Source organism: Falsiroseomonas sp. (genome assembly GCF_051860665.1).
GTDB lineage: Bacteria > Pseudomonadota > Alphaproteobacteria > Acetobacterales > Acetobacteraceae > Falsiroseomonas.
Genome location: NZ_JBHYDM010000004.1, coordinates 267,462 through 286,353 on the forward strand (window position 1 = coordinate 267,462; position 18,892 = coordinate 286,353).

The 18,892-nt window shown below is 69.8% G+C and carries 18 protein-coding genes; 14 read left to right on the forward strand and 4 right to left on the reverse strand.

What is annotated here, in order from left to right; all coding sequences use genetic code 11:
* The 9 genes from bchY to ACTIF1_RS06415 all read left to right on the forward strand — a co-directional run bounded on the left by bchY (position 1) and on the right by ACTIF1_RS06415 (position 8,642).
* Positions 1-1,482 carry a chlorophyllide a reductase subunit Y gene (gene bchY / locus ACTIF1_RS06375; protein ID WP_439595546.1) on the forward strand — a complete coding sequence of 494 codons (1,482 nt, stop codon included), beginning with the start codon at positions 1-3 and terminating at the stop codon, positions 1,480-1,482.
* A 1-nt stretch (position 1,483) separates the two neighbouring features.
* A complete protein-coding gene (gene bchZ / locus ACTIF1_RS06380) occupies positions 1,484-2,944 on the forward strand; it encodes a chlorophyllide a reductase subunit Z (RefSeq protein WP_439595547.1) in 1,461 nt (486 codons plus the stop codon).
* A gap of 139 nt (positions 2,945-3,083) precedes the next feature.
* A complete protein-coding gene (locus ACTIF1_RS06385; protein ID WP_168034689.1) occupies positions 3,084-3,263 on the forward strand; it encodes a hypothetical protein in 180 nt (59 codons plus the stop codon).
* Positions 3,264-3,299: 36 nt separating this feature from the next.
* The gene (gene pufA / locus ACTIF1_RS06390; protein ID WP_439595548.1) at positions 3,300-3,485 is read left to right on the forward strand and encodes a light-harvesting antenna LH1, alpha subunit; all 186 of its coding nucleotides are present in this window, start codon (positions 3,300-3,302) and stop codon (positions 3,483-3,485) included.
* A gap of 126 nt (positions 3,486-3,611) precedes the next feature.
* A complete protein-coding gene (gene pufL, locus ACTIF1_RS06395; RefSeq protein ID WP_439595549.1) occupies positions 3,612-4,439 on the forward strand; it encodes a photosynthetic reaction center subunit L in 828 nt (275 codons plus the stop codon).
* A 21-nt stretch (positions 4,440-4,460) separates the two neighbouring features.
* The gene (pufM, locus tag ACTIF1_RS06400; protein WP_439595550.1) at positions 4,461-5,471 is read left to right on the forward strand and encodes a photosynthetic reaction center subunit M; all 1,011 of its coding nucleotides are present in this window, start codon (positions 4,461-4,463) and stop codon (positions 5,469-5,471) included.
* Positions 5,468-6,541: a photosynthetic reaction center cytochrome PufC gene (gene pufC / locus ACTIF1_RS06405; protein WP_439595551.1), complete on the forward strand. Its 1,074-nt coding sequence runs from the start codon at positions 5,468-5,470 to the stop codon at positions 6,539-6,541. The genes pufM and pufC overlap by 4 nt, the downstream gene beginning before the upstream one ends.
* Positions 6,542-6,652: 111 nt before the next feature.
* Entirely contained in the window at positions 6,653-7,102 is a 450-nt protein-coding gene (locus tag ACTIF1_RS06410; protein WP_439595552.1) for a YqaA family protein, read from the forward strand.
* Between the two features lie 16 nt (positions 7,103-7,118).
* A complete protein-coding gene (locus tag ACTIF1_RS06415) occupies positions 7,119-8,642 on the forward strand; it encodes a phytoene desaturase (protein ID WP_439595553.1) in 1,524 nt (507 codons plus the stop codon).
* A 60-nt stretch (positions 8,643-8,702) separates the two neighbouring features.
* Here ACTIF1_RS06415 and crtD read toward each other — a convergent pair whose 3' ends face one another.
* The gene (gene crtD / locus ACTIF1_RS06420) at positions 8,703-10,181 is read right to left on the reverse strand and encodes a 1-hydroxycarotenoid 3,4-desaturase CrtD (protein WP_439595554.1); all 1,479 of its coding nucleotides are present in this window, start codon (positions 10,179-10,181) and stop codon (positions 8,703-8,705) included.
* A 5-nt stretch (positions 10,182-10,186) separates the two neighbouring features.
* A complete protein-coding gene (locus ACTIF1_RS06425) occupies positions 10,187-10,927 on the reverse strand; it encodes a hypothetical protein (protein WP_439595555.1) in 741 nt (246 codons plus the stop codon).
* A 101-nt stretch (positions 10,928-11,028) separates the two neighbouring features.
* Here ACTIF1_RS06425 and ACTIF1_RS06430 point away from each other — a divergent pair, with 101 nt between their 5' ends.
* The gene (locus ACTIF1_RS06430; RefSeq protein WP_439595556.1) at positions 11,029-12,393 is read left to right on the forward strand and encodes a cytochrome P450; all 1,365 of its coding nucleotides are present in this window, start codon (positions 11,029-11,031) and stop codon (positions 12,391-12,393) included.
* Positions 12,393-13,511 carry an ATP-grasp domain-containing protein gene (locus tag ACTIF1_RS06435; protein WP_439595557.1) on the forward strand — a complete coding sequence of 373 codons (1,119 nt, stop codon included), beginning with the start codon at positions 12,393-12,395 and terminating at the stop codon, positions 13,509-13,511. The genes ACTIF1_RS06430 and ACTIF1_RS06435 overlap by 1 nt, the downstream gene beginning before the upstream one ends.
* Here the strand turns inward: ACTIF1_RS06435 and ACTIF1_RS06440 are convergent.
* Positions 13,508-14,713, reverse strand: a complete 1,206-nt coding sequence (locus tag ACTIF1_RS06440) for an FkbM family methyltransferase (RefSeq protein ID WP_439595558.1) — start codon at positions 14,711-14,713, stop codon at positions 13,508-13,510. The two genes, ACTIF1_RS06435 and ACTIF1_RS06440, sit on opposite strands and share 4 nt — an antisense overlap.
* A gap of 18 nt (positions 14,714-14,731) precedes the next feature.
* A complete protein-coding gene (locus ACTIF1_RS06445; RefSeq protein ID WP_439595559.1) occupies positions 14,732-15,736 on the reverse strand; it encodes a class I SAM-dependent DNA methyltransferase in 1,005 nt (334 codons plus the stop codon).
* A 126-nt stretch (positions 15,737-15,862) separates the two neighbouring features.
* Here ACTIF1_RS06445 and ACTIF1_RS06450 point away from each other — a divergent pair, with 126 nt between their 5' ends.
* From ACTIF1_RS06450 to ACTIF1_RS06460, 3 genes are read left to right on the forward strand one after another with little or no spacing between them, the layout of a single operon-like run.
* Positions 15,863-16,435, forward strand: a complete 573-nt coding sequence (locus tag ACTIF1_RS06450; RefSeq protein WP_439595560.1) for a D-sedoheptulose-7-phosphate isomerase — start codon at positions 15,863-15,865, stop codon at positions 16,433-16,435.
* Positions 16,428-17,633 (forward strand): HAD-IIIA family hydrolase, encoded by a 1,206-nt coding sequence (locus ACTIF1_RS06455; protein WP_439595561.1) that lies wholly within the window; start codon positions 16,428-16,430, stop codon positions 17,631-17,633. The genes ACTIF1_RS06450 and ACTIF1_RS06455 overlap by 8 nt, the downstream gene beginning before the upstream one ends.
* Positions 17,633-18,883 carry a glycosyltransferase gene (locus tag ACTIF1_RS06460; RefSeq protein ID WP_439595562.1) on the forward strand — a complete coding sequence of 417 codons (1,251 nt, stop codon included), beginning with the start codon at positions 17,633-17,635 and terminating at the stop codon, positions 18,881-18,883. The genes ACTIF1_RS06455 and ACTIF1_RS06460 overlap by 1 nt, the downstream gene beginning before the upstream one ends.
* Positions 18,884-18,892 lie beyond the last annotated feature (9 nt).

Genomic DNA, 18,892 nt, shown 5'->3' on the forward strand with positions numbered 1-18,892 from the left:
ATGACCGAGACCGCCGGTTGCCACGGAGGCCGCGAGACATTGGAGGCTGCCGCGCGCGCTGCCGGCAAGTCCCTGGTGATGGACGAGCTGACGAAGAACTACCCGCGCGGCCCGCATGACCAGCCGCAGAGCATGTGCCCGGCCTTCGGCAGCCTGCGCGTCGGCCTGCGCATGCGGCGCACCGCCACCATCCTCTCGGGCAGCGCCTGCTGCGTCTATGGCCTGACTTTTACGAGTCACTTCTACGGCGCACGGCGCACGGTGGGCTATGTGCCCTTCAACTCCGAGACGCTGGTCACCGGAAAGCTGTTCGAGGATATCCGGGATGCGGTGACGGAGACGGCGAAGCCCGAGGACTACGACGCCGTCGTCATCATCAATCTCTGCGTGCCCACCGCCTCCGGCGTGCCGCTGGACCTGCTGCCGAAGCAGATCAACGGCGTGCGCATCATCGGCATCGACGTGCCGGGCTTCGGTGTGCCGACGCATGCGGAAGCCAAGGATGTGCTGGCCGGCGCCATGCTGCGCTATGCCCGCGGCGAGGCCGAGGCCGGCCCCGTGGCGCGGCCGCGCCAGATGATCGATGGCGAGCGCACCGTCGCGCTGATCGGCGAGCTCTTCCCGGCGGACCCGATGGGTGTCGGCGCCATGCTCGCACCGATGGGGCTGACGGTGGCGCCGCAGACGCCGGCGCGCGAGTGGCGCGACCTCTATGCCGCGCTGGATTGCGAAGTGGCCGCGGCGGTGCATCCCTTCTACACCGCCAGCATCCGCGAATTCCGCGCCGCCGGCCGGCCTGTGGTGGGCTCCGGCCCCGTGGGGCTGGACGGCACGGCGGCCTGGCTCGAGGCCATCGCGCGCGCCACCGGCACCACCGCCGCGCAGCTCGATGCCGCCAAGGCGCGTGCGCTGCCGGCCATCAAGGCCGCGCTCGCCGCGGCGCCGATCAATGCCCGCGTCACCGTCTCCGGCTACGAGGGCTCCGAATTGCTGGTGGCGCGGCTGATGGTGGAGGCGGGCGCGGAAGTGCCCTATGTCGGCACCGCCTGCCCGCGCACCGAATGGTCCGACGCCGACCGGGACTGGCTGGAAGCGCGCGGCACGCATGTGCAGTACCGCGCCAGCCTGGAGCAGGACATGGCGGCGATGCGGGAGGTGAAGCCGGACCTGGCGCTCGGCACCACGCCGCTGGTGCAGAAGGCCAAGGAGCTCGGCATTCCCGCGCTCTACTTCACCAATATGGTCTCGGCACGGCCGCTGTTCGGCGCCGCCGGCGCGGGCTCCATGGCCGGCATCGTCGCCGCCCAGACCAAGGGGCGCGAACGCTTCAGCCGCATGGTCAGCTTCTTCGAGGGCGTCGGCACGCTCGATGGCGCGGGCTACGGGTTCCGCGACAAGCCGGTGGATCCGCCGGGCTTCCGGGAGCGTCAGCGCAAGATCCAGGCGGCCAAGGCGAAAGCCGAAGAATCGGTGGGCACGTAAGATGCTTGTCCTCGATCACGACAGGGCCGGTGGCTATTGGGGCGCGATCTACGCCTTCTCCGCCGTGCGCGGATTGCGCGTGGTGATCGACGGCCCCGTAGGCTGCGAGAACCTGCCCGTCACCGCCGTGCTGCACTACACGGATGCGCTGCCGCCGCATGAGCTGCCGGTGGTCGTCACCGGCCTCGACGAGGACAGCCTGTCGAAGAACGGCACCGAGGATTCCATGCGCCGCGCCGCCGGCACGCAGGACAAGGAATTGCCGGCGGTCGTCGTCACCGGCTCCATCGCCGAGATGATCGGCGGCGGCGTGACGCCGCAGGGCAGCAACCTGCAGCGCTTCATCTGCCGCACCATCGACGAGGATCAGTGGCAGGCCGCGGACCGCGCCATCATGTGGCTTTGGACCGAATTCGGCGCCCGCGGCCGCAAGATGCGCGCGCGAAACCCGAAGCTGGGCCCGACGCCGCGCGTGAACATCATCGGCCCGATCTACGGCACCTTCAACATGCCCTCCGATCTCGCCGAAATCCGCCGCCTGGTGGAAGGCATTGGCTGCACGGTGAACCTGGTCTTCCCCCTCGGCAGCCATGTGGAGGACATCGCGAAACTGCCGGATGCGGATGTGAACATCTGCATGTATCGCGAATTCGGCCAGAAGCTGTGCGAGGAGCTGGAACGCCCCTGGCTGCGCGCGCCCATGGGCCTGTTCGCCACCACCAACTTCCTCCGCAAGCTCGGCGAGCTGACGGGCCTCGACCCCGAAGCCTTCATCGAGCGCGAGAAGCACACCACCATCAAGCCGATCTGGGACCTTTGGCGCAGCGTCACCCAGGACTTCTTTGCCAGTGCCAGCTTCGCGGTCGTCGCGACCGACACTTACGCGCGTGGCCTCCAGCGTTTCCTCGGCGAGGAAATGGGCGTGCCCTGCGCCTTCGCCTTCAGCCGCAAGGCCGGCGAGAAGCCGGACAATGCCGCGGTGCGCGAGGCGATGAAGAAGTCGCCGCCGCTGGTGCTCTTCGGCAGCTTCAACGAACGCATGTATGCGGCGGAGCTGAAGTCGCGCGCCATGTATATCCCGGCCAGCTTCCCGGGCGCCATCATCCGCCGCGCCACCGGAACGCCCTTCATGGGCTATGCCGGCGCGACCTACATCGTGCAGGAATACTGCAACGCGCTCTTCGATGCGCTGTTCCACATGATCCCGCTGGGCACCGACCTCGACCGCGTGGAGCCGACGCCCACGCGCGCGGCCGAGGTCTGGGAGGATGAGGCCGTCGCGCTGCTCGATGCGCATGTGGCCGCCGAGCCCTTCCTGCTGCGCATCTCCGCCGCCAAGCGGCTGCGGGAGGCGGTGGAGCGCGCCGCGCGCGCGGCCGGCGAGACACGCATCCTGCGCGAACGCGTCCAGCGCGAGCTGGGCGATGCTGTCGCGCATCCCGTTGCGGAGGGCGTCGCGTGACGCGGCCCCTGCACCCTTCCGATCTCGTCTGCCGCCGCAAGCGGTTTGCGAGTCGGCCTCGGCGGTTTCCCGCCTTTTCCATCCCAGCCGCGCGGGATCAGCGCGGTGGCGGCCGAAAGGCCAGTTGGAGGTCGAATTGATGGCCGAAGGTTCGAAGACCGGCCTGACCGAAGGCGAGGCGCGAGAGATCCATTCCCTGTTGATCCAGGGTTGGGCCTTCTCCGTCTTCGCCTCGATGGGCGCGCATATCCTGGTGTGGCTGTGGCGGCCGCTGGTTTACGGCAACCAGATCGTCCCGCCGGATTGGCGCTTCTTCTGAGGCGCCAGACCCTGCGAGAGAGAGGAGACAGAAACTATGCATAAGATCTGGATGGTCGTGGACCCGCGGCGATCGCTGTTCCTGGCGATGGTCGGCGTGGTGGCCGTTGCGGGGCTGATCCACATCGTGGTGCTCAGCTCGCCCCGGTACTGCGATCACGTGGGCTGGTGCGCCACGCCGGCAACCTTCACCCCGGGGCAACCGGTCGGGGCCATGCGCTAGCAAGGCGCAGGCGCCGGTGTCGCTCCGCGGCAGCGGGCGAGGCAAGCACAGCGGGCCTCGCCCGCTGTCGAGGACGACGACACAGGCAGGCGGGCGCAGGTCGCGCCCAATTGGGAGCGTCATGCGATGGCGATAATGACTTTCGAGCGGAAATATCGCGTCCGCGGGGGCACCCTGGTGGGCGGCGACCTTTTCGACTTCTGGATAGGCCCGTTCTGGATCGGCTTCTTCGGGATCACCACGGCCTTCTTCACCTTCCTCGGTGTCGGCCTGATCCTGATGGGCGCGGCGATGGGCGGCACCTTCAACCCCTGGCTCATCAACATCGCGCCGCCGGACCTCAGCTACGGTCTGCGCCTGGCACCGATGGCCGAGGGCGGACTCTGGCAGGCCATCACGGTCTGCGCCATCGGGGCCTTCGTGTCCTGGGCGCTGCGCCAGGCCGAGATCTCCCGCAAGCTGGGCATGGGCTATCACATCCCCATCGCCTATGGCGTTGCGGTCTTCGCCTATATCACGCTGGTGGTGATCCGCCCCGTGCTGATGGGCGCCTGGGGTCATGGCTTCCCCTACGGCATCTTCAGCCATCTCGATTGGGTGTCGAACGTCGGCTACCAGCACCTGCACTTCCACTACAACCCGGCGCATATGATCGCGGTGACCTTCTTCTTCACCACGGTGCTGGCGCTGTCGATGCATGGTGGCCTGGTGCTCTCCGCACTGAACCCAGCCAAGGGCGAGGTGGTGAAGACCGCGGAGCATGAGAACACCTATTTCCGCGACCTGATCGGCTATTCGATCGGCACGCTCGGTATCCACCGCCTCGGCCTTTTCCTGGCGCTGTCGGCGGGATTCTGGAGCGCGGTCTGCATCGTCATCAGCGGGCCCTTCTGGACGCGTGGCTGGCCGGAATGGTGGGGCTGGTGGCTCAACCTGCCGATCTGGAACAAGTGACGGGGAAGGGGGACAACGCAGATGCCTGAATATCAGAACCTCTTCACCCGCGTGCAGGTCAGGGGCCCCACGCCCTACCCCGGCACGCCGATGGGCACGGCCCAGCTGCTCGCGGGGAATTCCCAGCGCGAGGGCAAGGGAACCTTCGTGCACCTCTTCGGCATGCTCGGCGATGCCCAGGTCGGTCCGGTCTATCTCGGCACGCTCGGCGTCCTGTCGCTGGTCTTCGGCTTCATCGCCTTCGAGATCATCGGCCTGAACATGCTGGCCTCGGTGAACTGGGATCCGGTGCAGTTCATCCGCCAGCTCTTCTGGCTGGCGCTGGAGCCGCCGCCCGCGCAATACGGGCTGCGCATCCCGCCGATGCGCGAGGGCGGCTGGTGGATCGTCGCCGGCTTCTGCCTGACGGTCTCCATCCTGCTCTGGTGGGCCCGCACCTATCGCCGCGCCAGGGCGCTCGGCATGGGCACGCATGTGGCCTGGGCCTTCGCCGCCGCGATCTGGCTCTACCTGGTGCTGGGCTTCATCCGCCCCGTGCTGATGGGCTCCTGGTCCGAGGCGGTGCCCTTCGGCATCTTCCCGCACCTCGACTGGACCGCGGCCTTCTCGATCCGCTACGGCAACCTCTTCTACAACCCCTTCCACGCCCTCTCGATCGTCTTCCTCTATGGATCGACCCTGCTCTTCGCGATGCACGGCGCGACCATCCTCGCCCTCGGCCGCTACGGCGGTGAGCGTGAGATCGAGTTGGTGCTGGATCGCGGCACGGCGGCCGAGCGTGGTGCGCTGTTCTGGCGCTGGTGCATGGGCTTCAACGCCAGCTTCGAGAGCATCCATCGCTGGGCCTGGTGGTTCGCCGTTCTCTGCCCGCTGACGGGCGGCCTCGGCATCCTGCTGACCGGCACCGTGGTGGACAATTGGTACCTCTGGGCCGTCGATCGGCACTTCGCGCCGGCCTATCCGCAGATCTGGCAGCCGGTCGTCGACCCGGCGCTGGCCGCAACGCCCGCCCTGCAAGGAGCACCGCGATGAGCCTCACGGCACGCGTTGGCCTGGTCTTCGCCGCAGCCCTCTGCGTCGTGATCGTGCTGATGACCTTCGAAAGGCCGCCGGTCCGCGCCACGCAGGTGGGCTTCCGCGGCACCGCCATGGAGCAGGTGGTGAACCCGCGCACCCAGGCGGTGCGCCTCGCCGCCAACCGCATCCCCGAAGCGCCGGAGGCGGCGGATGCGGAAGGCGAGAAGGCGCGGGAGATCTACGAGAACGTGCAGGTGCTGGGCGAGCTGAGCGTCGCGCAGTTCGGCCGCATCATGCAGGCGATGACGGAGTGGATCGCCCCCGAGCAGGGCTGCGCCTATTGCCACAATGTCGAGAACATGGCCTCCGACGAGATCTACACCAAGGTGGTCTCGCGCCGCATGCTGCAGATGACGCGGCACATCAATGCGGACTGGCAGCCGCATGTCGGCAATACCGGCGTCACCTGCTATACCTGCCACCGCGGCCGCCCGGTGCCGGCAGAGGTCTGGGCCTCCGCCATCCCGGCGCAGAACGGGTTGCAGGCGCCGCGCGGGCAGAATCATCCGGCCCCCGTGGCCAATGACAGCTCCCTGCCCGGCGAGCCCTTCACGCCCTTCCTGCTGCAGGACAACGAGATCCGTGTGATCAGCACGGCCGCCCACCCCAACGGCAATACGGCGAATGTCCCGCAGGCGGAGTGGACCTATGCGCTGATGATGCACATGTCCGAGGGTCTCGGCGTGAACTGCACCTTCTGCCACAACAGCCGCTCCTTCGCGAACTGGTCCACCAGCCCGCCGGCGCGGCTCACGGCCTGGCACGGCATCCGCATGGTGCGGGACCTGAACACGGCCTATGTCGTGCCGCTGACGCCGCTCTGGGCCGCGCATCCGCGCGGGCCGGCGGAAGGCCCGCATATGCCGCGGCTGGGCCCGGCGGGCGATGCGCTGAAGGTGAACTGCGCCACCTGCCACCAGGGCGCCAACCGGCCCTTCTATGGCGCGCCGATGCTGCAGGACTATCCGGAGCTCAACCTGGTCTCCCAGGGTCCGCTGCGCGCGGCTTCGGCCGCACCGCAATGAGCCAAGACGGCGCCCGGCCCGCATGGCCGGGCGACCGTGCGCTTCGCATGGCCGGCGCTGCCTTCGGGCGGCGCCGGCCATGCGGCATTTTCATCCCGCGCGCGATGCGGCATGACAGCTTCCGTGTCGGATCTGCTGGAACTTCTCGGACTCTTCGTGGTGGCCCTGGGCGCCGCCAGCCTGCTGCCCCTGCAGTCGGAGCCGCTGCTGGTCGGGCTGCTGCTGCTGGGCGAACAGCCGGCCTGGGTGCTGGTGGCGGTCGCCAGCGCCGGCAATACCTTGGGCTCCGTCATCAACTGGGCGCTGGGCCGGCAGCTGGTGCGCTGGCAGGACCGGCGCTGGTTCCCGGTGAAGCCGGCGGCGCTGGAACGCGCCAGCGGCTGGTATCGCCGTTGGGGCCATTGGTCCCTGCTGCTGAGCTGGGCGCCGATCATCGGCGATCCGCTGACGCTGGCCGCCGGCGTGCTGCGCGAACCCTTCGGGCGCTTCCTGCTGCTGGTCGCGATTGCCAAGACCGGACGCTACCTGGTTCTGGCGCTGGCGACGCTGGGCTTCACCTGAAGGGGGGTTGCGCCTGATGGACGGCAACGATCTGCACCATGACACGCGCCCGCATGCCATCGTCATCGGCGCCGGCTTTGGCGGGCTGGCCGCCGCCATCCGCCTCGGCGCACGCGGCTGGCGCGTGACGGTGGTGGAGAAGCTGGATGCGCCCGGCGGCCGCGCCTATGTCTATCGGCAGGACGGCTTCACCTTCGATGCCGGCCCCACCATCATCACCGCGCCCTATCTGCTGGAGGAGCTGTGGACCCTGGCGGGGCAGCGCATGGCGGACCATCTCGACCTGCGCGCGATGAACCCCTTCTACCGCATCCGCTTCGATGACGGCACGGTGATGAATTGCAGCGCTGATCTCGACGCCACCCGCGCCGAGATCGCCCGCATCGCGCCGGAGGACCTGCCCGGCTTCGAACGCTTCATCGCCGACAGCGAGAAGATCTTCGCGGTCGCCTTCGCCAAGCTGGCCGACCAGCCGTTCCACCAGCTGTCCGCGCTGCTGCGCGCGGTGCCGGACATGCTCCGCCTGCAGGGCTACCGCACCGTCTACAGCAAGGTCAGCGACTATTTCACGAATGACAAGCTGCGCATCGCCTTCAGCTTCCATCCTCTGCTGATCGGCGGCAATCCGCTGAGCACCACGGCCTACTACTGCCTGATCGCGCATCTCGAGCGGCTGCACGGCGTGCACTATGCCATGGGCGGCATGGGCGCCGTGGTGCAGGGCCTGGTCGACCTCATCCAGCATTTCGGTGGCCGGCTGCGCCTGGGCACGCAGGTCGAGCAGATCACGGTGAAGGACGGCCGCGCCAGCGGTGTGCGGCTGGCCGGTGGCGAGACTCTCGCGGCCGATATCGTCGTCTCCAACGCCGATGTCGGCTGGACCTACACAAGGCTGCTGTCGGAGCACAAGCGCCGCCGCTGGACGGATGCCAAGGTCGCCCGCGCCCATTCCTCGATGAGCCTCTTCGTCTGGTATTTCGGGACCAACCGGCGCTTCGAGGATGTCTATCACCACACCATGGTGCTCGGCCCGCGGTACCAGGACCTGCTGACCGACATCTTCAAGCGTAAGATCCTGTCGGAGGATTTTTCGCTGTACCTGCATCGGCCCACCGCCACGGATCCCTCCCTCGCCCCGCCGGGCTGCGACAGCTTCTACGTGCTGTCGCCGGTGCCGCATCTCGGCAGCGGCACGGATTGGGCACGGCATGCGGAACCCTACCGTGCCGCCATCGAGAAGCGGCTGGAGGAGACGGTGCTGCCCGGCCTCGGCGCCAGCCTCGTCACCTCCCGCATCCTGACGCCGCAGGACTTTCGGGATCGGCTGTTGTCGGTGCAGGGCGCGGCCTTCTCGCTGGAGCCGCAGCTGTTCCAATCCGCCTGGTTCCGCCCGCATAATGTCAGCGAGGACCTGCCCGGCCTGTTCCTGGTGGGCGCCGGTACGCATCCGGGCGCCGGCGTGCCGGGCGTGGTGTCCTCGGCCAAGATCCTGGACCAGGTGGTGCCGCATGGCAGCGAGGTGGTGAGGGCCTGCGTGTGATCGCAGGCGGGCGCTGCCCCTTCGCGGGAGGGTGAAGGGAGGGCGGAGCCCTCCCTTGAATCACCGCCGCACCCTCTCCTCCAGCACCCGTGCCGCCGCCAGCCGGCCGGACATGGCGGCCATCGGCACGCCCGGGCCCGGATGGGCGGAGCCGCCGGCGAGGTAGAGTCCCGGCAGGCGGGATGTGGCGCCGGGCCGGGCGAAGGTGCCGGTGGCGCCGTGGCTGGCGCGGCCATAGAGCGCGCCGCCCGTGCCCGGAAACAGGCGGTGGAAGCCGGCGGGGGTGGTGGCGGTGGTGTTTTCCGCGGTCGCCGCAATCTCCAGCCCGCAGCGGCGCAGCAGGGTGAGCGTCAGGTGCTGCAACTCGGCCAGCGCCTCGGCGGAGAGGTCCGCCAGATCGCCGTCCGCGGGGGCATTCACCAGCAGCAGCAGGCGTTCCGGCATGCCGGGCGGCACCTCGGAATGTCCACGATCCTGCGCGCAGACATAGACGGTGGGCGCTTCCGTGATGCGCCGGTCGCGGAAGATGGCCGTGAACTCGGCGGCATAGTCCTCGGCGAAGAAGACGTTGTGGTGGGTCAGCGGGAAGCCGCGCGTCACCGCGTTCAGGCACCAGGTGACGGCGGACAGCGACCGTGCGGCGCGCGGCGTGTCCCGCGTGGCGCGGCGGGCCGCGCCGCCGAGCAGCCCCTGGCCGAGGGCGGAGACATCCCCGTTGAAGACCACCGCATCCGCGGCGAGGGCCTCGCCATCGGCCAGCCGCACGCCCGCGGCGCGGCCGCCCCGGACGAGGATGTCCTGCACCTCCGCCCCGAAGCGGAACTGCGCCCCCTGGCTTTCGGCAAGCTCGCGCACCGCCTGCGCCACGCGATGCATGCCCCCTTCCACCAGCCAGACGCCGTCCTGTTCCACATGCGCCACCAGCATCAGCGTGGCCGGCGCGAGGAAGGGGGAGCAGCCGCAATAGGTGGCGTAGCGGCCGAACAGCTGGCGCAGCCGCGGGTCCGTGAAGTGGGTGCCGAGGGCCTGCCATAGGGTCGCCCAGGGCGCGGTGCGCCACAGCGCATCCAGCCGGCCGACGCGACGCACGAGGTCGAGCGGCGAGGGCCGCTGCGCCGCGATGAAACTGTGCTGCAGCGTGCCGAAGATATCCGCGCTGCGGGCGGCGAAATCGCGAAAGCCCTTTGCGTCTCGCGCGCCGGCGAAATCGCCGATGGCCTCGGCCGAGCGTTCGACATCGGCGAAGAGGTCGAGCCGCCCACCCTCCCGCCAGGCATGCCGCGCCAGGATATCTGCCTGTTGCAGCACCAGCGCATCCTCCAGCCTGCGGCCCGCATCCGCGAAGAGCTGGGCAAAGATCCAGCGCATGGTGAAGACGGTGGGCCCGCCATCGATGGCGGCGCCGCCGGCCTGCACATGGCGCATCTTGCCGCCCGGCGTCGCCGCGCGTTCCAGCACCGTGACGCGCACACCCTGCCGGGCCAGGTCCGCGGCCGCCGTGAGCCCGCCGATCCCGGCGCCGACCACCACCACATGCATCGGAGTCAGGCGACCGCGCGCAGCCGCTGCCGGTTGCGCGCCTGGCGCTCCACCTCCAGCCGGTGCCAGATGATCAGCGCCAGGCCCACGATCAGCGGAATGCTCCACATCGCCGGATGCAGCGCCAGTTCCGGAAACACCCGCACGGAGCCGAAGGCCATGAAGGCGGTGTAGACGGAGATTCCAGCGCCAACCAAGGCCTTGATATGCTCCTTCAGCCAATCCTCCCGCGCCACGCTGGGCTTGTGCAGGAACCACAGGTTGGTGAGCCCGGTGGCGACGCCGACCACGGCGATGCCGATCATCAGATTCTGGCCGATGATCCAGCCCTGCAGCGCGCAGGCCAGCGCCGCGGCGATGACGGCGTATTGCAGGCCGAGGTTCAGCTTCGTGCGGTTCGCCGCGTGGTGCTGCTTGTTGGTGATGCAGAGCCAGCCATACCAGGCGAGGTTGATGGTCAGGATGCCCGTATGCAGCATCATCCAGCCGAACATGCCGCGCAGGAAGGCCGCGTCGTAATCGGCGGCGAGATGTGGATGCGTGCCAAAGGGATCGGCCAGCGTCAGCAGGCTCATCGCCACGGCAAAACTGCCGGTGGCGAGCATGGCGTAGGTGAAGACGCGGCCCCAGCGCCGGTGGTTCGCACCACCCTTGCGGCCGATCACCGGCACCCAGAAGGCGATGGCGCCGGTGGTGCCGGTGAGGATATGGGCGACGATCAGGCTGTGGAACAGCATCAGCTCCATCGACCCGTTCCCTTCCCTTGACGCGGAGTGACAATGCCACTTGACACATCGCGCTGCAAGGCGAGGAAATGGTGCGGGGGACAAGGGGTTTCTGCGGCAAGATGGGCCAGGATTTCGTGCCGCCACATCCCACGCCGCGCTCACCGGTCGTGGCGCTGTTCCGCGCGCTGCTGGAGGGGGAGGGCGACCTGCTCGGCCTGCTGCCGGCCGAGGCCTATACCATGCCGATCGGCCCGCTCGGCTATTCGCGCCGCTCCATCGTCGTGGTGAACGAGCCGAGGCTGGTGCGCCAGGTGCTGGTGGATGCGGAGGGCATCTTCCCGAAGTCGGACCTGATGGTGAATGCGCTGGAGCCGCTGATCGGCGACAGCATCTTTGTGAGTTCCGGCGCCACCTGGAAGCGGCAGCGGCAGATGATGGATCCCGCGCTGACGCTGATGCGCGTGAACCGCGCCTTTGGCAGCATGGAAGCCGGCATCGAGGCGGCGGAAAAAACGCTCGACCGTGCGGTCGCGAACGGAGAAAGTTTCTCGCTGGATCTGGCGATGAGCCATCTGACGGCGGACATCATCTGCCGCTCCGTCTTCTCGACCAGCCTCGAATCCCGCGTGGCGCATGAGGTCTTCGACGCCTTCACCTTCTTCGAACGCAGCGTGGCGCAGGTCGAGATCCGCCGCCTCATCATGGACCGCGCCTGGACGCGCATCCCGCAGACCCAGGCCGTGCTGGACAGCTGCGCGCTGATCCGCCGCAGCCTGGGCGAGCTTCTCGACAGCCACCTCGACGCCGGCCAGAGTTTTGACGACATCGCCAGCGCCGTCGTCGCCGCGCATGACGTCGACGGCAAGGCTTTTACGAGGGAGGAGCTGATCGACCAGCTCGGCGTGCTGTTCCTGGCGGGGCATGAGACCAGCGCCAGCGCGCTCACCTGGGTCTTTTTTCTACTCGCCTCGCGGCCGGATTTCGTGGCGCGGCTGCGGGCCGAGGTCGCTTCGGTGTGCGGCGATGGGCCGATCAGCTTCGAGCACACCAAGCGCCTCGTCTTCACCCGCAACATCTTTCGCGAAACGCTGCGGCTCTATCCGCCGATCACCTTCCTGCCGCGCGTGGCGAATGAGGCGACGCGGATCGGCGACTATCGCGTGAAACGCGGCGCGCTGATCATGGTGGCGCCCTGGCTGCTGCACCGCCACCTGCGCTACTGGACCAACCCCAATACCTTCGACCCCGACCGCTTCCTGCCGGAACGGGAGGCGGAGATGACGGCCGGCGCCTATATTCCCTTTGGCATCGGCCCGCGCATCTGCGCCGGCGCCGCCTTCGCCACGGTGGAGGCGGTGCTGCTGATCGCCCGCCTGTTCCGCCGCTTCGATTTTTCGCTGGCCGAAGCGCAGCAGGTTCGCCCCGCGGCGCGGCTGACCACGCGGCCGGCGCGGCAGATCCAGATGCGGGTGACGGCGGCCTGATGCCGACCGTGCTGCTGACACTGGGCCGCCTGCCCAAGGCCCTCGACCTCGCCCGCGGATTTGCTCGAATTGGCTGGCGTGTGGTGGTGGCGGAGCCCTTTGCGCGGCATCTCTGCGGATCCTCGCGCGCGGTCGCCAAATCCATCCGCGTGCCGGCGCCCGTCGACGGCAGGCAGGCCTATCTCGCCGCGCTGGCGCAGGTGGTGCGCGACGAGAGCGTGGCGCTGGTGCTGCCGGTCTCGGAGGAGACGATGCATGTCGCCCACCTGCCACCGCTGCTGCCCGACGGCGTGCGCGTGCTGACCATGCCGCCGGAGGCGCTGCTGCCGCTGCACCACAAGGGCGGCTTTGTGGCCTTCGCCCGAGCAAACGGCCTGGATGTGCCGGACTCCGCGCCGCTCGGCGATCCCGCCGCGCAGGCCATCGCCGCCACCGGCCGCGTGGTGGTGAAGCCGGTGCACAGCTGCTCCGGCCGCGGGGTGGTGATGCTGCCCGAGGGCGCGGCGCTACCGGCGGCCGAGGTGCCCTGCATCGTCCAGCGCTTCGTCGCCGGCGCCGAATTCAGCACCTGCACGCTCGCGCACCAGGGCCGCGTCCTCGCCACCACCATCTATCGCGGCACGCAGATGTCCGGCTCCGTCGCCGTCGCCTTCGAGCGCGTCGCGCATCCTGCCATCGAGGACTGGGTGCGCCGCTTCGTCGCCGCCGCCAACTGGTCCGGCTTCATCGCCTTCGACCTGATCGTGGATGCGGACGGCCGCCCCTGGGGGCTGGAGTGCAACCCGCGCACCACCAGCGGCCTGCATTTTTTCGAAGCCGCCGATCTCGCCCGCGCCATCATCGACCCGGCCGCGCCCGCGCCCCGCCATCGGCCGGAGCCACGCCTGCAGCAGTTCTGGTCCTGCCTGACGGAGACACAGCTTTCGCTGTTCCGCGGCGGCCCCTTCGCAAAAAACCTGCGCGCCCTGCTGACCACGCGCGACGTCTGCTGGCAGGCGCGGGACCCCATGCCGCTGCTCGCCATGCCATGGACCACCTGGCCCATCATCCGCATGGCGGCGCAGAGGCGCGTGCCCTTCGGCGAGGTCGCGACGCTCGACGTCGGCTGGTACGACTAGAAGACCAGCGGCGGCGCGACAGTGTCGAAGGCCGGCAGGCGGATCACCTCCGCGCCGCGCCAGTCCAGCGTCGCGTCGCTGCCGTTCAGGAAGCGCAGGAAGGGCACGATGCGGCCGGGGCGGTCCAGCTGCACCACCCAGTCACGATAGCATTCCGCCATGAAGGCGGTGAAGGTGTGGTAGCGGAACACGGTCTCGCCATCCGCCTCGACGCCGGCATAGACCTCGTTGTCGCGACCCTGGGCGGAGAAATCGGCCCGCACCAGGTAGCGCCCGGCGGGAAGTTCCATCGGCTGCGCCAGCCGCGCGCCGCCGGCGGCATCGCGGGTGAAGGCGCCGGCCTCCAGCTTCGCCACCAGCTCCTGCCGCGGATCGAGATAGGGCGAGGCGGCGGCCTTCTCCTCCGGCACGAAGAGCACGTTGTTCACGCCGGTGGGATTGGCGAAATCCTCGCCGCGCGTGATGCGCTTGTAGCTGCCCAGGTCGACGGCAAGATATCCGGCGGCCACCAGCAGTTCATGGCAGCGCATGTCGTCGGGCGCCTGTTCCAGCGCCATGATGGGCCGGCCTTCCGCGATCAGCCGCGCGCTGCCGCGCAGCGCCTCCAGCTCCGCCCCCTCGATATCCATCTTGATGAAGCTGGGCGTGAGGCCCGTGGCGGCGATGAAATCGTCCAGCGCCAGGGTCGGCACGGGAATGCCTCCGGCACCTGTTTCCACACGATCGTTCAGGTGGCTGCCCTCGGCGATATGAACAAAATCGCCGCTGCGGTTCCAGATGGCGCGGTGGTACAGGGTCACGTTGTGGCAGGCCGCCTGCAGGAGGTTGTGCTGGGTGCGGCCGATGATGCGCGGGCTGGCCTCGAAGGCGCAGATGGTGCCGCGCGGCCCGGCCTGGCGCGACATCTGCAGCGCGAAGGCGCCGGCATTGGCGCCCACGTCGAAGGCGATATCGCCCGGCCGCACATGGTCGCGCACCGCCAGCTGCACCACCGGCTCCCACAGCGAGCGTTCCCACCAGGCCTGCAGCGGGAAATCCGCGTGGCGCGCCAGGCGTTCCAGCGCCGCATGCCGGCTGCCGGCGGTGCTGCCGCGCGGCGCCTGCAGCAGCCGCGCCACCTCCTCCTCCAGCAACGCCACCTGCTGGCGCAGCTGGGCGGTTCCGGTGGCACGGCGCAGGATGGCGAGGATGGTCTGGCGCATGGGCGATGATCCCTCGGGTCAGGGGCGACGGGCGACGAAGTGGAAGCCGATCTCGGGATTGCTGCGGTAGTTCTCGTCGATCGGGCCGTTGTTGGTGCCGCGGCAGAAATCCTCGAAGGCGAAGTCGTGGCTTTCCAGCATGGGCAGGCCGAGCGCGGCGAAGCGCGCCCGCCACCACGCCTGCGGCTGCACCGTGCGGTGGTAGCGCGCGCCGGTCACCGGATTGTCGTCCGGCCCCAGCGCGATGGAGCCGATGAATAGGCCATCCGGCGCCAGGTGGCGGTGCAGGTTGTCGAACAGGCCCGGCAGGTCGGCCTCGGCGATATGCTCCATCACCTCCCAGGCGGAGATCACGTCGCAGGCCACGGGCGGCGCGCCGGCGGCGGGGCGCAGCGTGAAGGGGCAGGTGATGTCGCCGGTGAACAGGTTGTGCCGCAGCAGCCGCCACTCGGCGCGCTGGGCCCGCTGCGGCGCGTCGCTGCCCTCCACGCCGAAGGCCTGGTGGCCACGCAGGATGAAATCCAGCACCAGTCCGCCACCAGAGCAGCCGAGGTCGAGGAAGGTCAGGCTGCGGCCCGGGAAATGCCGCTCGCAGGCCGCGACGAAGCGGGGGGAACGGGTATTGTCCTGGGCGGCGCCCCAGGGGAACAGGTGGTCGTCGGTATCGACCGCCACGGGCTTCGTCGCCTCGAAGACCATGGGCGTGGCGGGCAGGATCCGCGCCAGCCGGTCGATCGCCAGCAGCAGGTCGCGATTCGCCAATTCGCGCACCCGCATGGCTTCCTTCAGGTGCAGATACAAATTGTGATTGGTGTAGTTGACCTGATGCAGGATGGCGTCGCGATCCGCGGCTGTCAGCCCGGGCGGGGGGGCGGGCGGCGGGGCCTGGGCCGCAAGCTGGCCCCCCAACTGGGCGAGGGTTCCGGCCAGCGCTTCCAGCCGTGCCTCCACCGCATCGAAGCGGCGGGCCAGGGCCGCGGTGCCCGTGGCCCGACGAATCAGGTCGAGGATCCTGGTGCGCATTGCAACCTCGTATCGAATCCGCGCTGGTCTAGCCTTCGCGCCAGCCTGCGTCCAGGCTCGACCGTTTCGCGCCGCTGGTGTAAGCGGCGCAGCCAACTCGCCTTGTCGAAAGGGGCGCTCCTGAGGATGTTCACGCTCGATTCCTGGCTGGCGGAGGCCGAGGCCCTGCTGGCCACCACCCGCGCCCAGGGGCTGGATTCCGTGATGCAGGCGGCGGTCGATGCAACCGTCGCGGCGCTGTCCGCCAACAGGCCGCTGCTGGTCTGCGGCAATGGCGGCTCCGCCGCCGATGCGCAGCATATCGTGGGGGAGATGGTGGGCCGCTTCCTGCGCGAACGCCGCGCGCTGAAGGCGATCTGCCTCTCCTCCAACCCCGCGGTGCTGACGGCCTGGTCGAACGACTACAGCTACGCGACGGTCTTCTCGCGCCAGGTCGAGGCCTATGGCGAGGCGGGCGGCGTGATTCTCGGCCTCTCCACCTCCGGCAATTCGGAGAACGTCGTCCTGGCCTTCGAGACGGCGCGCCAGCTCGGCATGACCACCATCGGCCTGACCGGGCAGGGCGGCGGCAGGATGGCGGCGCTGTCGGACCATCTGCTGGCGGTGCCCTCGCGTTCCACCCCCGCCATCCAGCAGGTGCACCTGGCCTTCTACCACTGCTACTGCGCCGCCGTGGAAGCCCGCCTCGCCGATGCCTGAGGGGGGTGTCCCGCCTCAGGCGGCCATCCTGGTCGGCGGCCGCGGCACGCGGCTCGGCACGCTGACGGATGCCATCCCGAAGCCGATGGTGGAGGTCTCCGGCCGCCCCTTCCTGGACTGGCTGATCGAGGAAGTTGCCCGCTTCGGGATTCCGCGCATCACCCTGCTGGCCGGCTATCTCGGCCAGACCATCGCCGACCGCTACGAGGGCCGGCAGGTGCGCGGCAGCCGGATCGAGGTGGTGATCGAGCCGGAGCCGCTCGGCACCGGCGGCGGGCTGCGCCTGTTCGCGGACCGGCTGGAGCCGGAATTCCTGCTGCTGAACGGCGATACGCGCTTCGACGTGAACCTGCTGGACCTTCCCCTGCAGGCCGGCGATGCCCTGGCCACGCTGGCGCTGCGCCGCACCGCGCCCGGTGCCCGCTACGGCACGGTGGAGGTGGCGGCGGATGGCCGCATCACGGGCTTCGCCGCGCGCGATCCGGCGCGCAAGGGCCCGATCAATGGCGGCATCTATTGGCTGCGCCGTGCCATCCTGGAGCATATCGGCCCTGGCGCCGTCTCCCTGGAATCGGAGGTCTTTCCGAGGCTGGCGGAGGCCGGGCTGCTGCGCGGCGGGCTCTATGACGGCGACTTCATCGATATCGGCATCCCGGAAGACCTGGCCGCGGCGCAGACCGTGATCCCCGCCATGGCCCGCCGCCGCGCCGTCTTCCTCGACCGCGACGGCGTGCTGATCGAGGATACCGGCTGGCCGCATGAGCCCGCGGAAGTGCGCTGGATGCCCGGCGCCGCGGCGGCGGTGAAGCGGCTGAACGATGCCGGGCGCTTCGTCTTCGTCGTCACCAACCAGGCGGGCGTCGCGAAGGGCAAGTATCCCGAATCCCAGGTCGGCGTGATGCATGGCTGGATGGCCGGCGAGCTGGCCGGCGCGGGCGCGCATGTCGATGCCTTCGAATACTGCCCGAACCATCCGGAAGCGCCGCTGGCCGCCTATCGGCTGGATTGCCGCCGCCGCAAGCCCAATCCGGGCATGATCGAGGATCTGCTGGCCGCCTGGCCGATCCAGGCCGAAGGCTCCTTCCTGATCGGCGACAAGGACAGCGACATCGCCGCCGCCGCCGCCTGCGGCCTGCCGGGACATCTCTTCCCGGGCGGCGACCTGGACGCCTTCGTGGCGCGGCTGCTGGCGGCCTGATGCAGCCGGGGCGGCACTTCGTCATCGCCGATCCCGGGCTGAACGGGCCCGCCGGCCACCACCTTTCCTATACCGCGGCAGTGGCCGGCGCCGCACTGGATGCGGGGCTGGCGCCGATGGTGCTGGCGGGCCGCGGCTTCACCGGGGGGCTGGAGGGCGGGCGGGTGCCGGCCCGCGCGGTACTGGGCGCCACCTATCAAAGCGCGGGCGGCGGCGGGCTGGCGCGGCAGCTGGCCTTCGGCCTGGCGGCCCGCCTGCCGGCGCCGCTCGCCGGGCTGGTGGCGCCGCCGCTGCGCGCCCTGCGGCGGCGGCTGCGCCGGGCCGGGGCCTCGGACAGCCTGGGCCGGGAGCTGGCGGCGGAGCTGGCGGCGCTGGGGGCGGGGGAGGGCGATGCGCTGCTGCTGCACAGCGTCTCCGGCGCCAACCTGCATTCGGTGGCGACCACCCCCGGCTTCCCGCCGGTGACGCTGCTGGTGGTGCTGCGCCGCATGCCCGCGGAGATGGAGGCGGATGATCCGGCGCCGGAACGCCTGCCCGCCCTGCTGGCCCGGCTGCAGGCCCGCTTCGGCGGGGCGCTGCGTCTTTTCGCGGATACCGAGCAGCTGGCGGCGGAATTCGCGGCGCTTTCCGGGCTGGTGGTGCGGCCCGTGCCGCTGCCGGTGGTGGTCCCGCCGCTGGTGCCGCGCACGGCCGGCCAGCCGCCGCATGTCGTCTTCGCCGGCGGTGCCCGCGCCGAGAAGGGCTTTTCGCAATTGCCGGAGGCGATCGCGGCGGTGGCAGGGCGGGCGCGATTCACCGTGCAATCCGGGCGCGTGGGCGCGGATTCCGACCCCCTGGTGCAGCGGGCGCATCGCCTGCTGCGCGCGCGGGCGGATGTGACGCTGATCGAGCATGCGCTGAACCCGGCGGATTACGCGGCCCTGCTGGCGGGCGCGGACCTGCTGCTGCTGCCCTATGACGGCGCGGTCTATGGCGCTCGCAGCAGCGGCATCCTGGCGGAGGCGCTGGCGCTGGGCACGCCCGCCGTGGTGCCCGCCGGCTGCTGGATGGCCGATGCGGCGGGGCCCGATCGCGCCGTCCTCATCCCCCGCGGCGCGCCGCCCGGCGCTGCCCTCGCCGCGGCTCTCGCCCGGCTGCCGCAGCTGGCGGCGGCGGCGCGGGAGGCAGCGCAGCAATGGCGCGATCGGCACAATCCGGACTCGCTGCTGCGGGCCCTGGTGGCGCCACCTTTGTCTTCAACCCCAGATTGATCTGCCTGA

Excerpts from the sequence above, each read along its gene's own strand:
- bchY (WP_439595546.1), top strand. The coding sequence starts at position 1 with ATGACCGAGACCGCCGGTTGCCACGGAGGCCGCGAGACATTGGAGGCT.
- bchZ (WP_439595547.1), top strand. The coding sequence starts at position 1,484 with ATGCTTGTCCTCGATCACGACAGGGCCGGTGGCTATTGGGGCGCGATC.
- ACTIF1_RS06385 (WP_168034689.1), top strand. The coding sequence starts at position 3,084 with ATGGCCGAAGGTTCGAAGACCGGCCTGACCGAAGGCGAGGCGCGAGAG.
- pufA (WP_439595548.1), top strand. The coding sequence starts at position 3,300 with ATGCATAAGATCTGGATGGTCGTGGACCCGCGGCGATCGCTGTTCCTG.
- pufL (WP_439595549.1), top strand. The coding sequence starts at position 3,612 with ATGGCGATAATGACTTTCGAGCGGAAATATCGCGTCCGCGGGGGCACC.
- pufM (WP_439595550.1), top strand. The coding sequence starts at position 4,461 with ATGCCTGAATATCAGAACCTCTTCACCCGCGTGCAGGTCAGGGGCCCC.
- pufC (WP_439595551.1), top strand. The coding sequence starts at position 5,468 with ATGAGCCTCACGGCACGCGTTGGCCTGGTCTTCGCCGCAGCCCTCTGC.
- ACTIF1_RS06410 (WP_439595552.1), top strand. The coding sequence starts at position 6,653 with ATGACAGCTTCCGTGTCGGATCTGCTGGAACTTCTCGGACTCTTCGTG.
- ACTIF1_RS06415 (WP_439595553.1), top strand. The coding sequence starts at position 7,119 with ATGGACGGCAACGATCTGCACCATGACACGCGCCCGCATGCCATCGTC.
- crtD (WP_439595554.1), bottom strand. The coding sequence starts at position 10,181 with ATGCATGTGGTGGTGGTCGGCGCCGGGATCGGCGGGCTCACGGCGGCC.
- ACTIF1_RS06425 (WP_439595555.1), bottom strand. The coding sequence starts at position 10,927 with ATGGAGCTGATGCTGTTCCACAGCCTGATCGTCGCCCATATCCTCACC.
- ACTIF1_RS06430 (WP_439595556.1), top strand. The coding sequence starts at position 11,029 with ATGGGCCAGGATTTCGTGCCGCCACATCCCACGCCGCGCTCACCGGTC.
- ACTIF1_RS06435 (WP_439595557.1), top strand. The coding sequence starts at position 12,393 with ATGCCGACCGTGCTGCTGACACTGGGCCGCCTGCCCAAGGCCCTCGAC.
- ACTIF1_RS06440 (WP_439595558.1), bottom strand. The coding sequence starts at position 14,713 with ATGCGCCAGACCATCCTCGCCATCCTGCGCCGTGCCACCGGAACCGCC.
- ACTIF1_RS06445 (WP_439595559.1), bottom strand. The coding sequence starts at position 15,736 with ATGCGCACCAGGATCCTCGACCTGATTCGTCGGGCCACGGGCACCGCG.
- ACTIF1_RS06450 (WP_439595560.1), top strand. The coding sequence starts at position 15,863 with ATGTTCACGCTCGATTCCTGGCTGGCGGAGGCCGAGGCCCTGCTGGCC.
- ACTIF1_RS06455 (WP_439595561.1), top strand. The coding sequence starts at position 16,428 with ATGCCTGAGGGGGGTGTCCCGCCTCAGGCGGCCATCCTGGTCGGCGGC.
- ACTIF1_RS06460 (WP_439595562.1), top strand. The coding sequence starts at position 17,633 with ATGCAGCCGGGGCGGCACTTCGTCATCGCCGATCCCGGGCTGAACGGG.